Below are 18,220 nucleotides of genomic sequence, written 5' to 3'. Positions count from 1 at the left end.
GAATGCCTTCGGTACGGGCTATAATCGGGTTACGCCTACAAAGCGCGGCTTAATTTACGTCCTGAGAGCCGTACATGTCCATGACCGCTTTTCCCAAACCCAGCGAAGAGAACTGTTTCTTGGCCGATCACGTAGCCATTTTGCGGGATAGCTATAGACATTGGACGGGGCGCGAGCTGGTCGATCCGAGAATGAATCACTACGAAGCGGCGCGGTATCTGTTTTCCGCCCCGTTCGTGGTGCTTTCTCATGATACGGCCAAGGACCCGGTTTTCAACTACGCCAATCAAACCGCGATGAGCTTGTTCGGCATGGAGTGGGAGGAATTTACCGCGTTTCCCTCGCGCCTTTCCGCCGAGCGCCAGAACCAGGAAAATCGGGAACGCCTTCTAGCCGAAGTCGCCGCTCGCGGCTATATCGAGGATTATCGGGGGATTCGCATCTCGAAACACGGGCGTCGCTTTTTGATCGAGCACACAACCATCTGGAATCTGCTCGATGCCAGAGGCGTCTACTGCGGCCAAGCGGCGAGGTTCTCCGATTGGAGTTTCGTCTGAGCGCGAGCGAGGCGTATTCAAACGGAAGATGCTGGCGCTTCGGGTGTCGTAAGCGCTATTTGGCAGAAATTCGAATTGGCTTCGATAAGCCGGGCTACTCGGAAGGTGTTTTTCTCTCCCTGCTCCTCCACGAGGACGGTATCGCCGCAACGTAGCTTGACAGGCGGAATGACTAAACTATCCGGCACATCCGTGCCCATTTTGAACAACAAACCTTTATGCGCACGGCTTCCGGGCGAGTCGGCGAAAAATCGGACAAAGCACGGACGATTTCCAAACAGTTCGACGTTGTAGCAAAACTGGCCGTTGTATATTTGTCCGCCCCGCACGACCCCCACCTGGATAATCTCATCGTCGGTGTTTAATGCGAGCAGATCGCCTATGCGAAAGACCTGCCCACCGGAATCGATGATATAAAAACCAGGAAGCTCGCTACGGTAGACCTTTACGGAACGCATGTCCCCGAAACCAATGCCTAGGCTCTCGTCCTTGGCTCCCGAACCCGAAACCAGCGCGGCGGCAAAAGTGCCTGTGGACTTTGAGCCGAGAATCTCCGGTCGCATATCCGAACTCAGGGGCGCCAATTCGAGTTGGTCCAGGTTCGACCAAAGGGATTGGGAGGCGCCGCTGATTCGGCGTGACTCGATACGGCCCACTGTTGCGGCGATTGCCTCGACTCCCAAACTGGCAGCGGCACGCCGCGCGGTCAGTTCCGGCTGATTCGGCAGACGATCGCCGAGTCTGGGGAGAACCAAGGCCAGCGGATTTTCCTCTGGCTTGCCGTCCGTCCGAATCTCGTTGCGAAATTCATTGAGCAAGCGTTCCATGAACAAAAACCTAAGACCCGGCTTGTCGACCGGGGCAGGCGCGGGCACCGGCATGATAGGTACACCGACCGACAAATCGAAACACAAGACGGCACGCGCCCCATTACTGACGGGCGTCGACTCGATTCTCACGAGATCCGCATGAGCCACCAAAAAATCGAACAGCCGCTGCATGTCCTGCTGGCTGAGCCTACTTGGAGCGGCTATCCCGAACAAGAGTATGACCTTAAAGAACAGGGGGACGGAAACCGTTCCCAAGGCTTTGTCGTCCGGGGACGAATGACAGAGTCCCCGCTCTTCCGCCAGCCGGAAAAGCCCGAAGACGAACGACCAAAAAGCCGAGGGCTGCGCCTCATAAATCTGAGCAGATCTTAGAAGGCTGTTGGCGTAGTACTCGAATGCGCGCCCGATGATCAAAGCCTGCTCTGATGGATTAAAAACGCCGGTAGATGTCTCCGCTTCCACGAGTTGCCTATAACCCGCGGCCAGCTCGCTATGAAATCTGGAGCAGAGACTGGCGATTTTCCGTGTCTTCCCATCCAATGGAAAAGGCTTGTCAAGGAAATATGACAGGAGCCCCTTATCAAGCCCCGTCACTGTCGCTCGGCATTTCTCGAGGATCGCAAAACGAAGGCGCGGCTCGATGGCGGAAGCGTTCAACGCCCGCAATACCGGATAAAGTACACGGCAGCTTTCACGGATATTGGCCACGGGCAATCCATCCAGCCAAACCGAGGCCGCTTCGATATCGAGCTTGAAAGGCAGAGCCGGATCGTGATCCATAAATCGAGAGATAGGACTTGTGACTTTACCTGAGTTTAGCCCTAAGTCGGCTTCTTACAATTCGGCTGTAGAGAGTATATTCACCCGTTACGATATGTTTGAGATCTTGATCTCAAAATCGAGCACTTCAAAGGATCGCGCAGGCATTCCTCAGCCGAGGGAATTCTGGCCTTGAACAGCCATTCCGGAACTCCTTTCCGGCATAGCGATGGACGTTCCATGCGCTACGAGGACACCGCCGCCGCGAGCGAATCGCCCCGGATTGACTAGACTTGTTCACGATGCGCTTTGGCTTGCAGCGAGCGATCGGCTTTCGAACCTCTAACGCAATGACTTCGGAGCGGCACGATTGATCGCTGAAGATGCTGGTACGATTTGGAGTCAATTGGACTTTAACCGATCAAAAAACGTGATTGACGATAAAACCCCGCTCGAAGCGGTAGCCGAAGCCGCACATGACTATTGCCGCTTGATCGAGCACGTGAGAGCCAATCAGCTGGCGGACTGGCTGAGCTGCGTGCAAAGCTCATTACTGAAATTGGATACCGCCGTCAGGCGACTCGCCTCTCAAGAACCCTACCACGCGTACAAACTGGCCCACGATTTGGATGCGCGTTTCGAGTCCTATCTTCGCCTTAAACGTTACCTGGACCACTACGACGAACTCTCACCGGGGCCGGACCCTGCCGAATTCTATGACCTGAGCTTCGGAAATCTTTCGGAAAACCTGACCGATATCTATTTCGAAGTCAGACGAGGACTGGCCTCGTACGAAGCCGGAACCATCGGGGAACAGTCGGCACAGCGGATCTGGTCGAACGGCTATCGCAATTATTGGCAGCAACATCTGAAAGAGGCGCGGAAACGTCTCAACCTTATCCGTTTAGCCGGATGAGCGGCCAAAGCGCCGCCATTTCGAAATTCGCATATCGATTCACGGTCATCGGCATGCTCCTTCAGAGGTTGTAAAAAAGCCTCTCAGACAGATCGCAAGGCATCGATCAAATCCATCCTGGCGGCTCGAAAGGCGGGGAGCAAGCCGCCCAGCAGGCCCATGAACAGCGAAAACACGAGTGACTGAAACGCGATCGTCGGCGTCAGGGTAAACGTGAATGCCAGTTCGGAAAACGTCTGCCAATTGAGGGTGGAAACCGTCAAAAGTTGCATGGTGGAAGCCAGCGCGACACCGGCGAGACCGCCGATCAATCCCAAAAGCGCTGATTCGAAAAGAAAGGCGCTCAATATACCGCCACGCCGAAAACCCAGCGCTCGCAACGTTCCGATTTCGCGGGTCCGGCTCGCCACCGCGCCGTACATCGTGATAACCGCTCCGATGATTGCACCCAGCGAAAAAATCACGCTCAGGGTCATGCCGAGTATCTTCAGGAAATTCGCCAGCATTTCCGATTGCTCGGCGTAAAAAACCGTTTCCCGCTTGGCTTCCACCTTCATCCGCGGGTCGGCCTCGATACGGACCCTGAAGCGCTCCAACAACGAAACATCGGCGAGCTTGGCGACGACCGCGGAATAAGCCGTCCGCCGAAAAGCCTGCATCAACTGATCGGCATCGCCCCAGATTTCGGAGCTGAAGCCGGTGTTTCCGGCGTCCATCACGCCGACGACGGTCCAATCGCGCAGGCCGAAGCGTATCGTTTCCCCGATGCCGGCACCTTTGAAATTCTCTGCGATTTTCCTGCCGGCAACGATTTCGGACGATCCGGGACGAAACATCCGTCCCTCGGCCAAACGCACCTGCGGTCTTAGCGTCAGCCCTTTCTCGGACAGCCCCCGAATGGTCACATTGGAGGGTTTGTCGCTGCCCCGTTTCGGCAGCGTCATCAAAACCATGACCTCCTTGGAGGCAAGCTTCGTTCCGTTCGGCGCATAGGCGATTTCCGGCGCGCTCTCGATGATCGCAGCCTGCTCCCGCTCGATCGAGCTTTGAACTTCCGTCTCCGCCCCCTGCCGGATCAACACCACGTTGTCATCGCTTCCGGTCGCCACCAAGGTCTGCCTGAGACCCTCGGTGAGCATCAGCACGGTTGCAAATACATAGACGACCAGAGCCATCCCCGCCGCCGTCAAGACGGACGTAGCCTTGCGCGCCCACAAGCTCTTCCACGAATAAGAGAACGGTATCTTCATCCTAGAAACGGCAGTTGGACGCGTCCGAGTGTGCGGCTGACGGGCCGGATGGCTAGGCGCGACGACGCCGTGGGGCCGCCCCCCACAAGAAGGAGCAACGCCGCCAGGTGGCCCGTCAGCCGTGCAATCGGGTGCGTAGCGGCTTCACCTAAACGGTGAGATCGATAGAAGATAAGACGGTCAGAATTCATATGGCTTTTCTGTTCCTTCTAAGCGGTCAACTGCCGTTTCTAGGTTCATGGTCGCGCTCTCGCTAGCCGATGCTGCGCAGTCCTTCGCTGACCGGGAAGGTAATGACGCGCCAGGCGGGGAATACCGCCGCCGTCAGCCCGATCAGGCACGAAGCGAACAAGCCGAATTGTATGGTTCGCGAGGATATTTCGAACACCGGAAACAGCGTGCCGAACTTGGCCGCCAAGATGCCGGCCGCCGGGAAAGCGGCCAGGATGCCGAGAATTCCGGAACCGATCGACAGAGCCAGAGATTCGCCCAAAATAAGGGCGAGCAAATAGCGCGATCCGAACCCGACTGCCTTCAGCGTTGCGTACTCGCGCCGGCGCTCTCGGGTACTCATCGCCATGGTGTTCGCCATCACCGCCATGATGATGGCGATGACCACGAAGGAAACTATCTTGATGGCGACCAAGATAGCTTCCGTCATGGCGACGAAGCCGAGCTGGAATGCCTCCTCGGTTTCGGTCAAAGTCTCCGCGAGCGAATTCTCGAAAAGCCGGTCGACCGCATCGGAAAGTTCCGCCGCGCGACCGCCTCTATCGATCCGGAGAACAAAGACGCCTACACGCTCGGCCCGGCTCGGATCCGTTTTCTTTAGGGTTTCGTTGAGGTTGTCCCAATGAAACAGGAATAAGGTCTCGTCGGTCTTTCTTTCCGCCCCGCGATAAATGCCTCGCAAGACGAAACTCCAACTCCCCGAATAGATGGTTCCGCGCAACGGAATCACATCGCCGATCTTCCAACCGTACTCTTCCGCCAGCTTTCGGCCCGCAATTGCGCCTTTCCGGTCCTTTATGAAAGCCGTTTTCTCCGTTTCCGATAGAATGAATTCGGGGTAAAGCTCGAGATAGCTTTTCGGCTCTATGGCGAACTGGGGGAAAAAATTCCGCTCGTCGATATACACGCCCCCGAACCAATTCGAATAGCTCAGACCGGTAATCCCGTCTATTTGCCGGATGCGGTTGGCATAGCTGATCGGCAGCGGAAATATCAGGGAGATGGCGTTTCGGGTAATGAGGCGATTGGCCGAGGTCGCCTCCGCACCCGCATACCAGGCGTCGACCACGGTTCGGAGGAGAGCGAAAGCGACGATGGCGATGACGATGCCAAGCGCGGTCAGACTGGTCCTGAGTTTGTGCCGAAAAAGATTTCGGAGTGCGAGACGCAGGAAAAACAGCATCGATCGGAGACTTAGTCCGTGCCCGATGGATCGTCGGTCAGGACCCCTTTATCCAAGTGCCGGATGGCATGCGCCTTTGCAGCGGCGCGTTGGTCGTGAGTCACCATGATGATGGTCTTGCCCAGGTTCAGATTGAGATGCTCCATGAGCTCCAGTACCTCTTCCGCCGATACGCGGTCCAAATCGCCGGTGGGTTCGTCCGCCACGATCAAGGCGGGATCGACAACTAGAGCGCGGGCGATTGCGACGCGTTGCTGCTGTCCGCCGGATAGTTGGGACGGATAATGATCCATGCGATCCGTCAGACCGACCAGTTCCAGGACCAGTTCCACGTGCTCGCGTCGTTCCCGCTTCGACAAGCCGGTCAGCAATAGCGGAAGCTCGACATTTTCGAACGCCGTCAAAACCGGCATCAAATTGTAAAACTGGAAGATGAATCCGACATGCTCCGAGCGCCAATCGGTGAGACTGGATTCCGGCAACTCGGCGATATTGATTCCGCCAACCCTGAGAACGCCGCCGGTCGGCCGGTCCAGGCCCGCGATCAGATTGAGCAGCGTGCTTTTGCCGGAGCCGGACGGCCCCATGAGAGCGAGAAAGTCCCCCTCCCGGATGACCAAATTGATATCGGCGAGTACCGGGACGATCTGATCGCCCTTCCAATAGTGTTTGGTGAGATTCTCGATTTCGACGATCGGGTTCATGTAACGAACCGGGCCGGCAGCCCTAAGATCTTTCGGCTTCGCGGACACGGATCTCCGTACCGTCCTTGATTTTTTCGGACGGACTGAGTACCACTCGGTCGCCGGCCTTGAGCCCGTTCTTCACCACCACCCACTCGCCGATACGTTCTCCGGTATCGACCGGGACTTCCTTGACCCGATTGCCGTCCAGCACGAAGGCGACGCTATCCGGACCGCGCGTCACGATCGCCGCGGGAGGTACGCCGGAAATGGGCTTCCGCTGATCGGCGGCAAGCTCTCGCGACAGAAACGCCACTTTGGCGCTCATATCCGGCAGGATGCGCTCGTCCTTATCGATAAAGCGCACCTTGACCAGCACGGTTGCCTTCGTGCGGTCCACTGTGGGCACGATGCGATCGACCGAGCAACGGAATCGATCATCCGGAAACGCATCGAGCTGGATTTCGCACGGCTGACCGACACGTACCTGATTAAGATTCGACTCAGCCACATCGACCTCGACTTCCAAGGTATTCATATCGGCCATGGAGACCACGGTCCCCTTCGACAGCATCGTCGAGGAGAAGGGCGCCAGAATGTCGCCGATATCCGCATTCTTGCTTAGGATAATGCCGTCGAAAGGCGCCCGAATGAAGGTGTAATCCAAGGACACTCGCGCCCCCTGATATGCCGCGTCGGCCGCGGCGATCGCCGATTTTGCGCTTTCCACGGCGGCCACGGCCTTTTCGTGCCGGGCAACCTCGGCATCATAGATTTCCTGCGAAACGAATTTTTTCTGCACAAGCGTGCGGGCACGGTTCAGAGCCAGGGTGGATTCCTTCAACTCCGCTTCCGCTTTCAGCAGATCCGTTCTTGCGACCGCGACATTGGCCGCAGCCTGGTTAAGACTCGCCATCAGATCGCGATTTTCGAGCTGTGCGATGATCTGATCCTTTTTGACGTAGCTTCCTTCCTCAACGTCGAGCTTTTCCAACTGCCCGGTTGCCTTGGACGCCACATCCGCCTTGGTTTGCGGCACCACATAGCCGGTTGCGTTCAGCAAGGTAAACGCTTGAGAAGGAAAAACTTTTGAAACAGTGGCGACCTCGGTCTCGATGCCGGCGCTACGAAGTTTCGAATAAACCAGAGCTCCCACAGCGATCGCAATCAGCATCGCAAGCAGTCCAATGCGCTTGCGAAGGGCCCCGATGCGAGGGGGAGCCGAAATCTCTCGCGCCGGCCGATCGATCCGTAGTTTAGAAAGGTTATTCGTTGTCACGATATGACTGATTGACAGCTAAGAGCACTATTTCGATCGGAAGCCATTACGCCCGACGAAATGAGGATTTAACGGAATGAAGCTAGCAATTGCCGAATGCCGTTAGCATACTCCAAACGCATGCTTACCGCGTCATATTGAATGTCGATTGCGACGCAAAAACACCAAAGCGCGCTTGCGCCTGAAAGCGTCATCGTTTCAAACGGTACGACGCTCCCGGAGCGTCAACGGCTTGCGCGGCAGCCGTAAACGTTTAAGCCGACATAATGGAAAGGATGAATTTCGAAGAAAAGACGGATCTAGCGATTCCAAATAGCTCCACAATGATCGCGAATTCCATCGCCGGGTCATCGTGAATGGCTTATGCTACTTGGCGACTATAGAGATCCGAGTAGTAATAGTAGCTGTGTGCCCTGGAAAACATCTGATAAGCCCGGCTATACGGACGAAAAACCCGATCAAATCCTCTTTCCAAGTCCACAAGATAAGGCGCTCTCACGCCGCGGTGAATACAGGGGGCGCCGATTTGAAGCATGTCGACGCCTGCGTTCCCCAAGATTCTGTGAATAGAGCGGCGGCACAAAAACAGTACGCTTTTTATATCCTGTCGGAGGCAATAGTCTCGGGCAGCACGGATAAGCCCTAATAATATTTCGGGTTCCGCAGCCAATTTCGTTTGGGCTTGGCGAAAGTTGTCGAGTACCAGAAGCCGCGAAAACTCTGCGACTACGGCATCTTTTTCGTTCGACGGAACCTCGATATCAGCAATGTGATTAATCGGCAAAGCGGAGACCTTATCTATCACTAAGCGCGCAGCGCCAATCCATCTGTTTGTCAGCGGCTCCCTGACCAAGAAATGAATCGCCCGGTCGTCGTACTGATCTTTTTCCATTTCGGAAGTGAATCTACTCGCATCTTCAAATCCCTTTTCCAAGCAAAATACCTTGTACCTCAGATTGAAGTGAATCTCTTTACTTTCCGGGGTATCCGCCAATACGACCTCGTAGCGAGCATCAAACATCACGCGTTCTCCTTAAATCCAACTTAAGTCAAGCAGAGTCGGCCTATCGAACGAACAGATTTGATCTCAGGTGCCTTACCGCGACTCATCGCGCCCTGAGAGTACGCAGCTCTTCGCTGAGACGACGCTCAGCAAAATGAACATGCGAAACACCAGGATGCGTATAAGCAAGAAAAACGCCAATGGCGGAATAACCCGGAATTAATAGCTTCGACTGAAAGTTCTTGGAGTAAACTCAGAAATTCCTCACAGCGAGGTGTCGCCGAATCGCGACACAATTCGGTGACTCACTGTATTCCCTTGAAAAATCTCGCATCTCGGTGTCTCTTATCGGCGTCAGGGTTGATCGGTACGCTACCGCTACAAAAGCATTCCTCAATACGGCCATAGCCTGCCTTTCTGGGTAATGAATTCCCAGACTGCAGGGCAGTCGCGCTTGATGCCGGACATCACTTCATCCACCGGACCAATGCATGGGACTCGCAAGCCATGATAATTAACCGGCTCGCCAATTTGAGTAAACCGAATTCCGAACCGTTTTAACAATCTCAGCAGCTGCGTTTCCATAACCGCATACCAAAGTTTGATATTGTTTTCGGCACTCATCTGCACTATCGCTTGAAACAGCCCCAAAGTGATGTGAGGAACCAATCTCCGGTCGTCCTTCTCGATGACGGGAACTTTGTGCTCAGCAATACCATGGATGGTCTCGGACTCCCCAACGCGGCGCCGAAATTGCTTCGATACGGCAAAGCGGGAGATTTCGGCTATCTGCTTTCGCTCGAATTTAAGTGAGATGCTTGATCTGTCTTCCGGAGAAATCGAACAATGGTCCTCGATCGGAAAGCCGTTTTGTGGGTTCTGGTTATCGGAAAGAACCAGCCTTACTGTGGCCACTGCCGCCTCATCAGGTTTTGACTTTAGATGCCGAACCAGGGAATGAACGGCCCTTTGATCGTATTGGTCTTGTTCCAGACCGTCCTTAAAAGTAGTTTTATCTTCAAAGGGATGCTCTACGCAATATATCTGGAACCGTAAAGCCTTAACCTGTTTGATCAGTTCATCTGTATTTGCCGGAATAACCTCGAAATGCCGATTAAAGCTATCAAACCAGTTTTCTTTTGTCATGGCCGGTTCCTAATTAGCCTAATAATTTCAGTCTAGAATAAGCTTAGCTGAATAGAACGGACTGGCTTTACATTAAGTGAAATTGCGCTTCGGATCACACAGGCTCTTATGAACTTCGATTATTTGTCCGCGTTCTCTAGAAATATCGGCTGGATAACTTGGGAAGAACAGCAGATTTTACGGTCCAAACGCGTCGCCATAGCGGGACTCGGCGGTGTCGGCGGAAGCCACCTGTTGACGTTAACGCGCCTCGGCGTTGGCGGCTTCAGTATCGCCGATATGGACACTTTCGAATTGGCAAACTTCAATCGACAGGCCGGCGCCGATCTCAATGCGATCGGGCTGTCGAAAGCCGAAGTGATGGCGGCAAAGGCGCGTGAAATCAATCCGACCCTCGATCTGCGATCATTTCCCGAAGGTGTTACCGAATCCAACTTAACGTCTTTCTTGGACGACGCTGACCTTTACATCGACGGGCTGGACTTTTTCGCGCTAGATATGCGAGCCAAAGTCTTTGCCGCTTGCGCAACACGGGGTATCCCCGCGATCACGGCAGCGCCGCTCGGAATGGGCGTAGCGCTGCTCAATTTCCTTCCCGGCCAAATGACGTTCGAAGAGTATTTCGGACTGGAAAACCAGCCGGAAAACGAAAAAACCGTTCGCTTCCTGATGGGGCTGTCGCCGGCGATGTTGCAGACACCGTATTTGGTCGCCCCCGACGCCGTCAATCTAGCCCTGCATCGTGGGCCCTCAACCGCCATGGGATGCGAACTGTGTGCCGGAGTTGCAGCGACAGAAGCTTTGAAAATCCTACTCCGAAGAGGCAAAGTATTCTCCGCACCATGGGGCGTTCATTTCGACGCGTACCGCAACAAACTGGTACGTACCTGGAGACCCGGAGGAAACCGAAACCCCTTGCAACGAATCGGATTAAGGATTGCGAGAAAAAAATTTATGGCGAAGCTGTCCGAGTGCCCTTCAGCGCAAACCGAACCACAACGTTCCTCTCTCGAACGCATTCTCGAACTTGCCCGGTGGGCGCCCAGCGGCGACAACACTCAGCCCTGGCGGTTCGAGATAGTCTCGGATAACCGCGTCGTCATCCATGGGTTTGATACCCGCGATCATTGTGTTTACGACCTTAAGGGCCGGGCCAGCCAAATTGCGATCGGCGCTCTTCTTGAAAATCTCTTCATCGCCGCCAGCAGCCACGGGTTAGCCGCCAACTGGTCTCTACGTCCAGAGTCCAGCGAAACAGCGCCGACGATCGACGTTCATTTTTCGCCCGATCCAGAGCTCAAGCCAAGTCCTCTTGCTGCTTATATTCCCATTCGCGCCACTCAACGCAGGGCGATGAAACGGCGGCCACTTTATCCCCAAGAAAAGATGCGGCTAGTCGAAAGCCTAGGTAACGATTACACGGTCTTGTGGCTGGATAAACCTGAAGATCGGCTACGGACTGCGCGACTGATGTTTCGAAACGGAAAAGTTCGGCTTACGATGCCGGAGGCGTATGAGGTTCATAAGAACGTCATTGAATGGAACACTCAGTATAGCGAAGATCGAATTCCCGACCGGGCCGTAGGATTAAACCCGCTAGCTCTCGGACTCATGAGATGGGCCATGAGGAGCTGGTCGACGGTCAATTTCCTTAACACCTATTTCGCCGGAACCGTTCTGCCGAGGCTGGAATTGGACTTGATCCCCGGAATCTTTAGCGCCGGGCATTTCGCTCTCATTGCGGATAAGCCGCCAACTTCAGTCGGGGACTATCTTTCCGCAGGTCGCGCTTTGCAGCGCTTTTGGTTGACGGCCACGCAACTTGGTTTGCAGCTACAGCCGGAAATGACTCCCTTGATCTTTGCCGGCTACATCCGAGAATCGATCAAGTTCACTCGTGTGGACGCTGTCGAGAAAAAGGCAAAACTATTGGCAAACGAGCTAACTGCTCTTTTGGGAGATGAGTGTGTCGAAAGAGCGGTATTTATGGGCCGGATTGGAGAAGGAAAACCGCCAAAAGCACGCTCGATCCGCAAACCCTTGTCCGAGCTTCTGGTGACAGGGAATATCAACACGCGATTGGTAGCGTGATTGATCGATCGGGCAAGTCGCAGCGCCAAGAGATTAAAACGAATACCGAAACTCGCCGTATACCCTGTCTTTGGCATCGAACTGCCCGAACAGTCCGGTAGGTTGGCCGCCGAAAATATCGGCGCCGACTACCATTCGCCAGTTCCTCAGAAACTCCCAAGTCACCTTAGCCTGCACATTCCAATCGGACCGATTGAGACTGTGTATGAAAAGCACCTCCGGCTCCACTTTCGGATGAAAATACCGCGTGCTGACCAATGCGGATACACCGCTCTCTAACTCGTCAGGAATCATGTGCTGATCGTGGTGGCTGAACCAGCGTTGAAAAAACTGCAGGTTGAGGCGCGTATCTTCCAAAAAGCTGAAATCGAGCCCGAGGATGTAATCGAGAAAATCCTGAGACACCAGTCCATCCGAATCCATGAGCCGAGTCGTCAAAAAAGGCTGATCCACCGTATAAACAGCCTCGCCTTTCAATACAAAAGGACCAAAGTCTTTGGCAAGCGTGCTACCGACCTGATGAATTCTCTTGTGAACGGAGCGATAGGTAATCGTCGGCGCAGGAGCCAGCACGATGTTACGCGCGAAGGCAGGAGAAAGATCCAGACCGCTGTAATAGAAAAGCGAAGTATCCCAGCCAGATTGAAGATAAGATAGCCTTAATCCGTAAGCGGTATTTTCAAAGGTATTGTTGGGCCGCTGGTCGTTCTCGATTACCGTCGTGAATCCCGGCGTCGGAGGTGGATTAAAAGGGAAGAATTCCGAACCGACTTTGCCGATATCGTTGTAGGTCATATAAGGAATCCATATCGCTTCGCCATGGAATCCTCCTTTGAAATACTCGGCCCGCATGGCCCACTGAGGAATTCGTAGTAAATCAAAATCGGGAAGCACGAACTGGCGCAGATCCTTCGCAGAGACGACATCGGCGAAAAACAATCCCACCATTTCGCCCCAGATGATGTGCTGACGTCCGAAGCGGAAATCCCAATCCCCGGCGGAATAATCGAGATAGGTTTCACGAAACATCGGCTCGAAACGTTGGTCGTGACGCACCGATTCAGGATAAAAATCGGTCAAATCGTAAATCGCGTCATACATAAGCCGGCCGCTCGCCTTCCACTTCAGACTGGCACCCCAGCTACCGTGAGCTCCCAGTTCCAGGAGGTTACGAAACTTCGACCAATGGTCGGGCGACGCATAGGTGTAAGCGAGTTCACTCTGAAAAAAGCCGTTCAAATCCGGCCAACGGAGCGGGCGCGCATCATCACCCGTCTTCCGCTCAACCTCAAACAACTCATCAACCGATGCCGGTTCTTTGTTTTCTGTTTTTTCGTCTTTTAGATCAAATAGCTCGTCTACGGAAACCGGCGCTTCGTTCTCCAGATCAGCAGAAACGCCGTCTGTCGAGTTGAAAAGCCAAGTAAGAGCCAAGATGCCGTACAGACAGAGACGAGATGATCGCGGGTACTGCACGAGGGAATTCTCCAAATCGGGAAAGCACGCGTTTATGGAACTATTATCCGGCCGTCACTGATTCTCACGACCCTGTCCGCCATTTCCATAACTCGATGGTCGTGGGTCGAAAAAATGAAGGTCGTTTTTTCGTCCCGATTGAGTTGCTTCATCAACTGCAAGATGCCTTCACCGGTCTTGGAATCAAGATTAGCGGTCGGCTCGTCCGCCAGCACGATGACAGGATGCCCGGCCAGGGCTCGTGCAATCGCGACCCGCTGGCGCTGGCCACCGCTAAGTTCCGAAGGTTTGTGCTTAGCGAAATCAGCAAGCCCCACCACGACCAGGTAATGGGCTACACGCCGGCGCCGCTCCTTGGGCGGGATATCCTTTCTATACAAGAGAGGATATTCGACGTTCTCCCACGCGGAGAGAACCGGTAGTAAATTGAAGGTCTGAAAGATGAAACCGAGGGTTCGAGCTCGAAGATCGGCCAATTGGTTAGGTGTTTTCTTGCTCACCTCTTCATTGCCGATGTAAATTTCTCCCCGCGTCGGGGTATCGATGCAACCGATTAAGTTTAGCAAGGTAGATTTTCCGCTCCCGGACGGCCCGGCTATCGCCATGAACTCGCCTTCCCCAACCCCCATGGAGACGTCCCTAAGAGCTTCGACCGTCTGTTTTCCTAACTTATACTCCTTCCATACGTGTTCCACGCGAACCTTAGTCATGTTAGCTGTTATAGTCTGTGTGAAGTTACCCTACTATATTTATCGTATCCGAACATTGTCCGATAAGGTCAAACAACAAGCTTTTTGAAAAGGCACCCCTAGCGCTAGTAGAAGGTACTCGAATTAGGTAAAAAAATGCGGATATCCTTCAAAAATTCTTATCAATAGAAGTAGTGAGATTATTTCCCAGATTTCTCCGGGACGGATGGCGACAAGCGTAAATCCGACGGGGGAACACCCCGATATCCTAACGCTTCCGAAGCGACCAGCTTAGACCGTCACCGTTCATAAAGCATAGCCGAGCTTAGCAACATCTAGGAAACAACATGCAAACCTCTATCGCCCGACGATTCGCTTTTGCCGCAGCCGTTACCCTATTGTCAAACATAATATTGTCCGGCTCGCTTCGAGCCGACGACGTACCGGACCCGGCCGAGATTGTGGCAGCGGCAGATCGCATTCGCTTCCCTCAAGAAGGATTTCAGGTCGATATCTCCATCACCACGACTACCTCGGACAGCGAACCCGATGTGCGCGAATATCGTGTTTTATCGAAGGGTAACGAAAACACCGTGATTTTAACGACCGCACCGGCCGCCGACCGCGGGCAAATCATGCTCATGCGGGGGCGCGACTTTTGGGCTTTCATGCCCTCCGTATCGCAACCGATTCGTCTCCCCTTATCACAAAAGTTGACAGGCCAGGTGGCAAATGGCGATTTGGCCAGAGCGAATTTTACCGGCGACTATAATCCAAAACTTTCAAGAATCGAAGAAATCAACGGCCGAGAATATTATGTGCTTGAACTTAGCGCCGTAGATAGAGGCGTCACCTATCCGAGGGTGCTGTATTGGGTTGATAAGAAAAACTACAACCCATACAAAGCAGAATTCTACACCTTGTCAAACCGGCTATTTAAAACCTGCCGATTTCAAAAATTCGAATCAATGGAGGGAGAAGTACGCCCTACTCAGCTAGTAATGGAAAATGCTCTGAAAAAGGATGAACGATCGATCTTGGATTACAGAAAAATGAAGCTCAGAGATTTGCCCGACAAGGTTTTCACAAAGGACTATTTAAAGAAAGTTCAGGAGTGATCGCCATCCAACCCCACACTGTAGCCTCTATAAATCCATTAAGAGCCCTGTCTCCGTAGGCCATTCGCCCTGAGCCGAGTCGAAGGGTTTTATGACCTACCGGGATAGGTTCTAAATATTGCTCCGTAAAGCCTCTACTATAGGCGTATGAATAACCCTTCGCGCAGGCACCACGACAGCAAGAGCCGTCGCCAAAAACCCAACCACAAAGGCTACGCCAAGCACATTCGGAACAACGCGTACGATAGCCGTGTATCCCATATCCGAGTTGGGCGGCGGCGGCATTGGGATACCGAAAGCAGATATTCCCCCAGCCAGTAAAACGCCGACAAAGACTCCGACCGCCGCACCTATAAGCCCAAGAATGGAATATTCCAGAACAATTAACTTAAAAACATCGAAAGGTCTATTACCGAGAGCCATAAGCGTACCAAACTCACCTATGCGTTCGTGAAGCGCCATGTTTACGCTATTGGCCACGCTTAAAAATACCATGATCAAAATAATGATTTCCAAAACGGTGAACTGTCGCTGATACATATCGACCGTTTTTTGATAGAAATCCGCGAGCACGAACCAAGGTTTTACCTCGTATTGCTCTGACGATAACTCTGCCATTAACCTTTTGACAACACGATCAGTATCCGCCGTATCATTCAATGCGAACACCAGTGCGTGGATTCCCGGGGTTGCTAAAAGATCCTGGGCAGAACCTAGGGAAATCCGAACGGCGCGATCATCGAAATCCTTCGAAAAACTTTGAAATACTCCAACGACGGTAAATTCAAGGCTGTTTAGAGCACCCTCCGGCGTATTGACGAGGAGTGTCAGTGGATCCCCCGGTTTGACCTTGAGTGCATGGGCAAGACCTTTTCCTACCAAAATGGCCATCGGGTCCGAGTCGCTCAGCGGCTCCCCCTCCACAATCGACAACATACTTCCAACCTGTTTCTCTTTGGTTGGCTCGACGCCCTCCCCCAAAATCGGGTAATCGGAGTGTCCGTTATTCACAAGGCCCGAAAAACTTAGACGTTTCATAACCTCGGCAACTTCCGGCCACGTGCGGAATCGGTCAACGAGCCCGTCAACATCCTCCATCAGGAATTTATAAGGATCGCGGCGGCCGATGGTCGAGAACCCACTTCTGTATATCTGCAAATGTCCCAGCTGAGAATGTATCGTCGACTCGCGCAGCTGAACAAAAATGTCTTCGATAAATCCGCCGACTAATGAGATACCCGCGACGCCTAAGGCAATTACCGTCAGCGTCAGAATAGATCTTACGGTCTGTCGAAATAGATTTCTAAGCGCGAATGTCAGCATGGATTAAATCAGCGAGATGAGGCGCCATCCGGTTAACGTGACTTTCTCAATGCCTCGACTATGACAAGCCGGGAGGCCTTCCACGCCGGAAATACACTGGCCAGAAAAGTGGATATCAGGGCGACTAGCACGGCCTTGGCGATCAACGGCCCGGTGATAAATATTTCAGCTGTATAACCGGTGCTCGTGCCTGGAGCCGGCGGCATGGGAATACCAATTGCCGATATGATCGCAGCCAAACCCCAACCGATCGAAACGCCCAACACGCTACCGATAACTCCCAACATAAGCGCTTCAGCGAGAAAAAGCCTGACGATTTCCAATCGTTTGAGCCCCAAGGCCATCAATGTGCCGATTTCGCTTGTACGGTCCATTACATTCATGATCAGCACATTCGATATACCCAGCAAAATCATGAATCCAATAATGCCTCCCAACACATTCATTTGCTGGGAAAAAAGCCTCACGGTCTTATTGTAGAAATCGGCGAGATCGTACCAAGGAATGAGCTGGAACTCTCCGGTCTTTTCGATGAAAAGCTGCTGAATTCGCTTGAGTATTTTTTTAGTATCTGATGTGTCGTCAAGCAAGACGGTCCATCGGTGAGCCCCCGACACTCTAAGAAGTTTCTCTGCCGTAATCAAAGGTATGCGCAAAGCGGAATCGTCGAACGCCTTATTCGCCGTCGAGAAGACCCCAACGACATTAAGCTCCACCGCATTTATCCCTCCGGAAACGGTATTTGCCAGCAAAACCACTTTGTCGCCCGATTTTATGCCCAAATTAGCGGCGAGACCGTTCCCGATAACTGCGCTTAAGGGTTGATTCGGATCGAGCCCCACGCCCTCTTGAATGGAAAGATCCGGTTTAAATGCTTTCTCTTTCTCGGGATCTATACCTTCTCCAATAAAACCAATCGTTGTATCCCCATGACTAAGCAGCCCATTGAAACTAAGCCGTGGCGCCACCACCTTTATGCCGGGCAGTTTCGCCAGCACTTCAAGCTCATCGACGGAATGCGGCAACAGAAACCTGTACGGATCCGCCGCGCCCCGATCCAAATAGCCAGGCCTGACGACTTGGATATGGCCGAGCCGAAAAAGAATCGTTGATTCCCGCATTGCCCAGAAAATCCATTCGATAAATCCTCCCGCAAGCAGCAGAGCAATGATGCCTACACCAATCCCCGAGAGCATGATCGAGGTCCGTCTCGGTTGCCTCCAAAGGCTACGTAACGGCAACTCTAGACTTGATTTCATGGGCGAGAAGCTCTTTTTGCAAAAAAGATTTCTAAGGAAGCTCTGATCCAATCGCAAAAACACACAATGAGGAGCGTTTTTAGGATGACAATAATCACTACACCTTGGAATAAATCAGAGGTTCCCTAACGAACCAAGATGGGCGGATGGTCGATAGTAACTGCCTGTCGCGACTATTTTAGTGTATAAGGCAAGGGAATGCCGCGTGATGGCTTGGCTTACCCTTTCCATTTCATCCTCGCCCGCAAAATCCCTTACGGCGAACATTGCCGAAATGCAGGCTCTAGAACGAGCCTATTGGACGACACCACAGACCTGGGGGTGCGCTCAAAGGCGTTAACATTGCGCTGTCCTTCCTTAATTCGCCGCCTTACAACAGGACAATCGACGCATCAATAGCCAATTGGCCAAAAATTTAGTTTCGCTT

General features: G+C 53.1%; 15 protein-coding genes. 4 read left to right on the top strand and 11 right to left on the bottom strand.

Annotated features, from left to right (window positions below; all coding sequences use genetic code 11):
• The first annotated feature begins 74 nt into the window (after positions 1 to 74).
• The gene (locus B2A78_RS14780) at positions 75 to 557 is read left to right on the top strand and encodes an MEKHLA domain-containing protein (protein ID WP_240502539.1); all 483 of its coding nucleotides are present in this window, start codon (positions 75 to 77) and stop codon (positions 555 to 557) included.
• 17 nt (positions 558 to 574) lie between these two features.
• Here the strand turns inward: B2A78_RS14780 and B2A78_RS14775 are convergent, their stop codons facing one another.
• Positions 575 to 2,167: a hypothetical protein gene (locus B2A78_RS14775; protein WP_077730772.1), complete on the bottom strand. Its 1,593-nt coding sequence runs from the start codon at positions 2,165 to 2,167 to the stop codon at positions 575 to 577.
• Positions 2,168 to 2,576: 409 nt separating this feature from the next.
• Here B2A78_RS14775 and B2A78_RS14770 point away from each other — a divergent pair, with 409 nt between their 5' ends.
• Complete coding sequence (locus tag B2A78_RS14770) at positions 2,577 to 3,062, top strand: DUF5063 domain-containing protein (protein WP_166642569.1); 486 nt, start codon at positions 2,577 to 2,579, stop codon at positions 3,060 to 3,062.
• An 83-nt stretch (positions 3,063 to 3,145) separates the two neighbouring features.
• Here B2A78_RS14770 and B2A78_RS14765 read toward each other — a convergent pair whose 3' ends face one another.
• The 6 genes from B2A78_RS14765 to B2A78_RS14740 all read right to left on the bottom strand — a co-directional run bounded on the left by B2A78_RS14765 (position 3,146) and on the right by B2A78_RS14740 (position 9,837).
• On the bottom strand, positions 3,146 to 4,312 hold the full coding sequence (locus B2A78_RS14765; RefSeq protein ID WP_077730770.1) for an ABC transporter permease: 1,167 nt from the start codon (positions 4,310 to 4,312) through the stop codon (positions 3,146 to 3,148).
• A gap of 253 nt (positions 4,313 to 4,565) precedes the next feature.
• Positions 4,566 to 5,726 carry an ABC transporter permease gene (locus B2A78_RS14760; protein WP_077730769.1) on the bottom strand — a complete coding sequence of 387 codons (1,161 nt, stop codon included), beginning with the start codon at positions 5,724 to 5,726 and terminating at the stop codon, positions 4,566 to 4,568.
• An 11-nt stretch (positions 5,727 to 5,737) separates the two neighbouring features.
• Positions 5,738 to 6,430, bottom strand: a complete 693-nt coding sequence (locus B2A78_RS14755) for an ABC transporter ATP-binding protein (RefSeq protein ID WP_077730768.1) — start codon at positions 6,428 to 6,430, stop codon at positions 5,738 to 5,740.
• Positions 6,431 to 6,452: 22 nt separating this feature from the next.
• Positions 6,453 to 7,583, bottom strand: coding sequence for an efflux RND transporter periplasmic adaptor subunit (locus B2A78_RS14750; RefSeq protein ID WP_077730767.1), 1,131 nt, complete (start codon positions 7,581 to 7,583; stop codon positions 6,453 to 6,455).
• 466 nt (positions 7,584 to 8,049) lie between these two features.
• Positions 8,050 to 8,709, bottom strand: a complete 660-nt coding sequence (locus tag B2A78_RS14745) for a GNAT family N-acyltransferase (RefSeq protein ID WP_077730766.1) — start codon at positions 8,707 to 8,709, stop codon at positions 8,050 to 8,052.
• A gap of 375 nt (positions 8,710 to 9,084) precedes the next feature.
• Complete coding sequence (locus B2A78_RS14740; protein ID WP_077730765.1) at positions 9,085 to 9,837, bottom strand: PEP-CTERM/exosortase system-associated acyltransferase; 753 nt, start codon at positions 9,835 to 9,837, stop codon at positions 9,085 to 9,087.
• 108 nt (positions 9,838 to 9,945) lie between these two features.
• Here B2A78_RS14740 and B2A78_RS14735 point away from each other — a divergent pair, with 108 nt between their 5' ends.
• Positions 9,946 to 11,928 carry a ThiF family adenylyltransferase gene (locus B2A78_RS14735; RefSeq protein WP_077730764.1) on the top strand — a complete coding sequence of 661 codons (1,983 nt, stop codon included), beginning with the start codon at positions 9,946 to 9,948 and terminating at the stop codon, positions 11,926 to 11,928.
• Between the two features lie 33 nt (positions 11,929 to 11,961).
• On the opposite strand, the gene B2A78_RS14730 is transcribed toward B2A78_RS14735, so the two are convergent.
• Complete coding sequence (locus tag B2A78_RS14730; RefSeq protein ID WP_077730763.1) at positions 11,962 to 13,404, bottom strand: DUF1302 family protein; 1,443 nt, start codon at positions 13,402 to 13,404, stop codon at positions 11,962 to 11,964.
• Between the two features lie 32 nt (positions 13,405 to 13,436).
• Positions 13,437 to 14,114 (bottom strand): ABC transporter ATP-binding protein, encoded by a 678-nt coding sequence (locus tag B2A78_RS14725; RefSeq protein ID WP_077730762.1) that lies wholly within the window; start codon positions 14,112 to 14,114, stop codon positions 13,437 to 13,439.
• A 326-nt stretch (positions 14,115 to 14,440) separates the two neighbouring features.
• Here B2A78_RS14725 and B2A78_RS14720 point away from each other — a divergent pair, with 326 nt between their 5' ends.
• Positions 14,441 to 15,211 carry an outer membrane lipoprotein-sorting protein gene (locus B2A78_RS14720; RefSeq protein WP_077730761.1) on the top strand — a complete coding sequence of 257 codons (771 nt, stop codon included), beginning with the start codon at positions 14,441 to 14,443 and terminating at the stop codon, positions 15,209 to 15,211.
• A gap of 111 nt (positions 15,212 to 15,322) precedes the next feature.
• Here B2A78_RS14720 and B2A78_RS14715 read toward each other — a convergent pair whose 3' ends face one another.
• Entirely contained in the window at positions 15,323 to 16,534 is a 1,212-nt protein-coding gene (locus B2A78_RS14715; protein ID WP_077730760.1) for an ABC transporter permease, read from the bottom strand.
• Positions 16,535 to 16,566: 32 nt separating this feature from the next.
• Complete coding sequence (locus tag B2A78_RS14710; protein WP_205780788.1) at positions 16,567 to 17,730, bottom strand: FtsX-like permease family protein; 1,164 nt, start codon at positions 17,728 to 17,730, stop codon at positions 16,567 to 16,569.
• Positions 17,731 to 18,220 lie beyond the last annotated feature (490 nt).

This window comes from Methylocaldum sp. 14B (assembly GCF_002005105.1).
GTDB lineage: Bacteria > Pseudomonadota > Gammaproteobacteria > Methylococcales > Methylococcaceae > Methylocaldum.
The sequence above is the reverse complement of the archived record's forward strand: the minus strand, read 5'-3'. Positions and strand labels throughout refer to the sequence as shown.

Bases quoted from the DNA above. Each gene is read 5' to 3' on its own strand.
- B2A78_RS14780 (WP_240502539.1), top strand. From the start codon at position 75: ATGTCCATGACCGCTTTTCCCAAACCCAGCGAAGAGAACTGTTTCTTG.
- B2A78_RS14725 (WP_077730762.1), bottom strand. From the start codon at position 14,114: ATGACTAAGGTTCGCGTGGAACACGTATGGAAGGAGTATAAGTTAGGA.
- B2A78_RS14735 (WP_077730764.1), top strand. From the start codon at position 9,946: ATGAACTTCGATTATTTGTCCGCGTTCTCTAGAAATATCGGCTGGATA.
- B2A78_RS14715 (WP_077730760.1), bottom strand. From the start codon at position 16,534: ATGCTGACATTCGCGCTTAGAAATCTATTTCGACAGACCGTAAGATCT.
- B2A78_RS14760 (WP_077730769.1), bottom strand. From the start codon at position 5,726: ATGCTGTTTTTCCTGCGTCTCGCACTCCGAAATCTTTTTCGGCACAAA.
- B2A78_RS14745 (WP_077730766.1), bottom strand. From the start codon at position 8,709: ATGTTTGATGCTCGCTACGAGGTCGTATTGGCGGATACCCCGGAAAGT.
- B2A78_RS14765 (WP_077730770.1), bottom strand. From the start codon at position 4,312: ATGAAGATACCGTTCTCTTATTCGTGGAAGAGCTTGTGGGCGCGCAAG.
- B2A78_RS14750 (WP_077730767.1), bottom strand. From the start codon at position 7,583: ATGCTGATTGCGATCGCTGTGGGAGCTCTGGTTTATTCGAAACTTCGT.
- B2A78_RS14755 (WP_077730768.1), bottom strand. From the start codon at position 6,430: ATGAACCCGATCGTCGAAATCGAGAATCTCACCAAACACTATTGGAAG.
- B2A78_RS14710 (WP_205780788.1), bottom strand. From the start codon at position 17,730: ATGCTCTCGGGGATTGGTGTAGGCATCATTGCTCTGCTGCTTGCGGGA.
- B2A78_RS14740 (WP_077730765.1), bottom strand. From the start codon at position 9,837: ATGACAAAAGAAAACTGGTTTGATAGCTTTAATCGGCATTTCGAGGTT.
- B2A78_RS14720 (WP_077730761.1), top strand. From the start codon at position 14,441: ATGCAAACCTCTATCGCCCGACGATTCGCTTTTGCCGCAGCCGTTACC.
- B2A78_RS14775 (WP_077730772.1), bottom strand. From the start codon at position 2,167: ATGGATCACGATCCGGCTCTGCCTTTCAAGCTCGATATCGAAGCGGCC.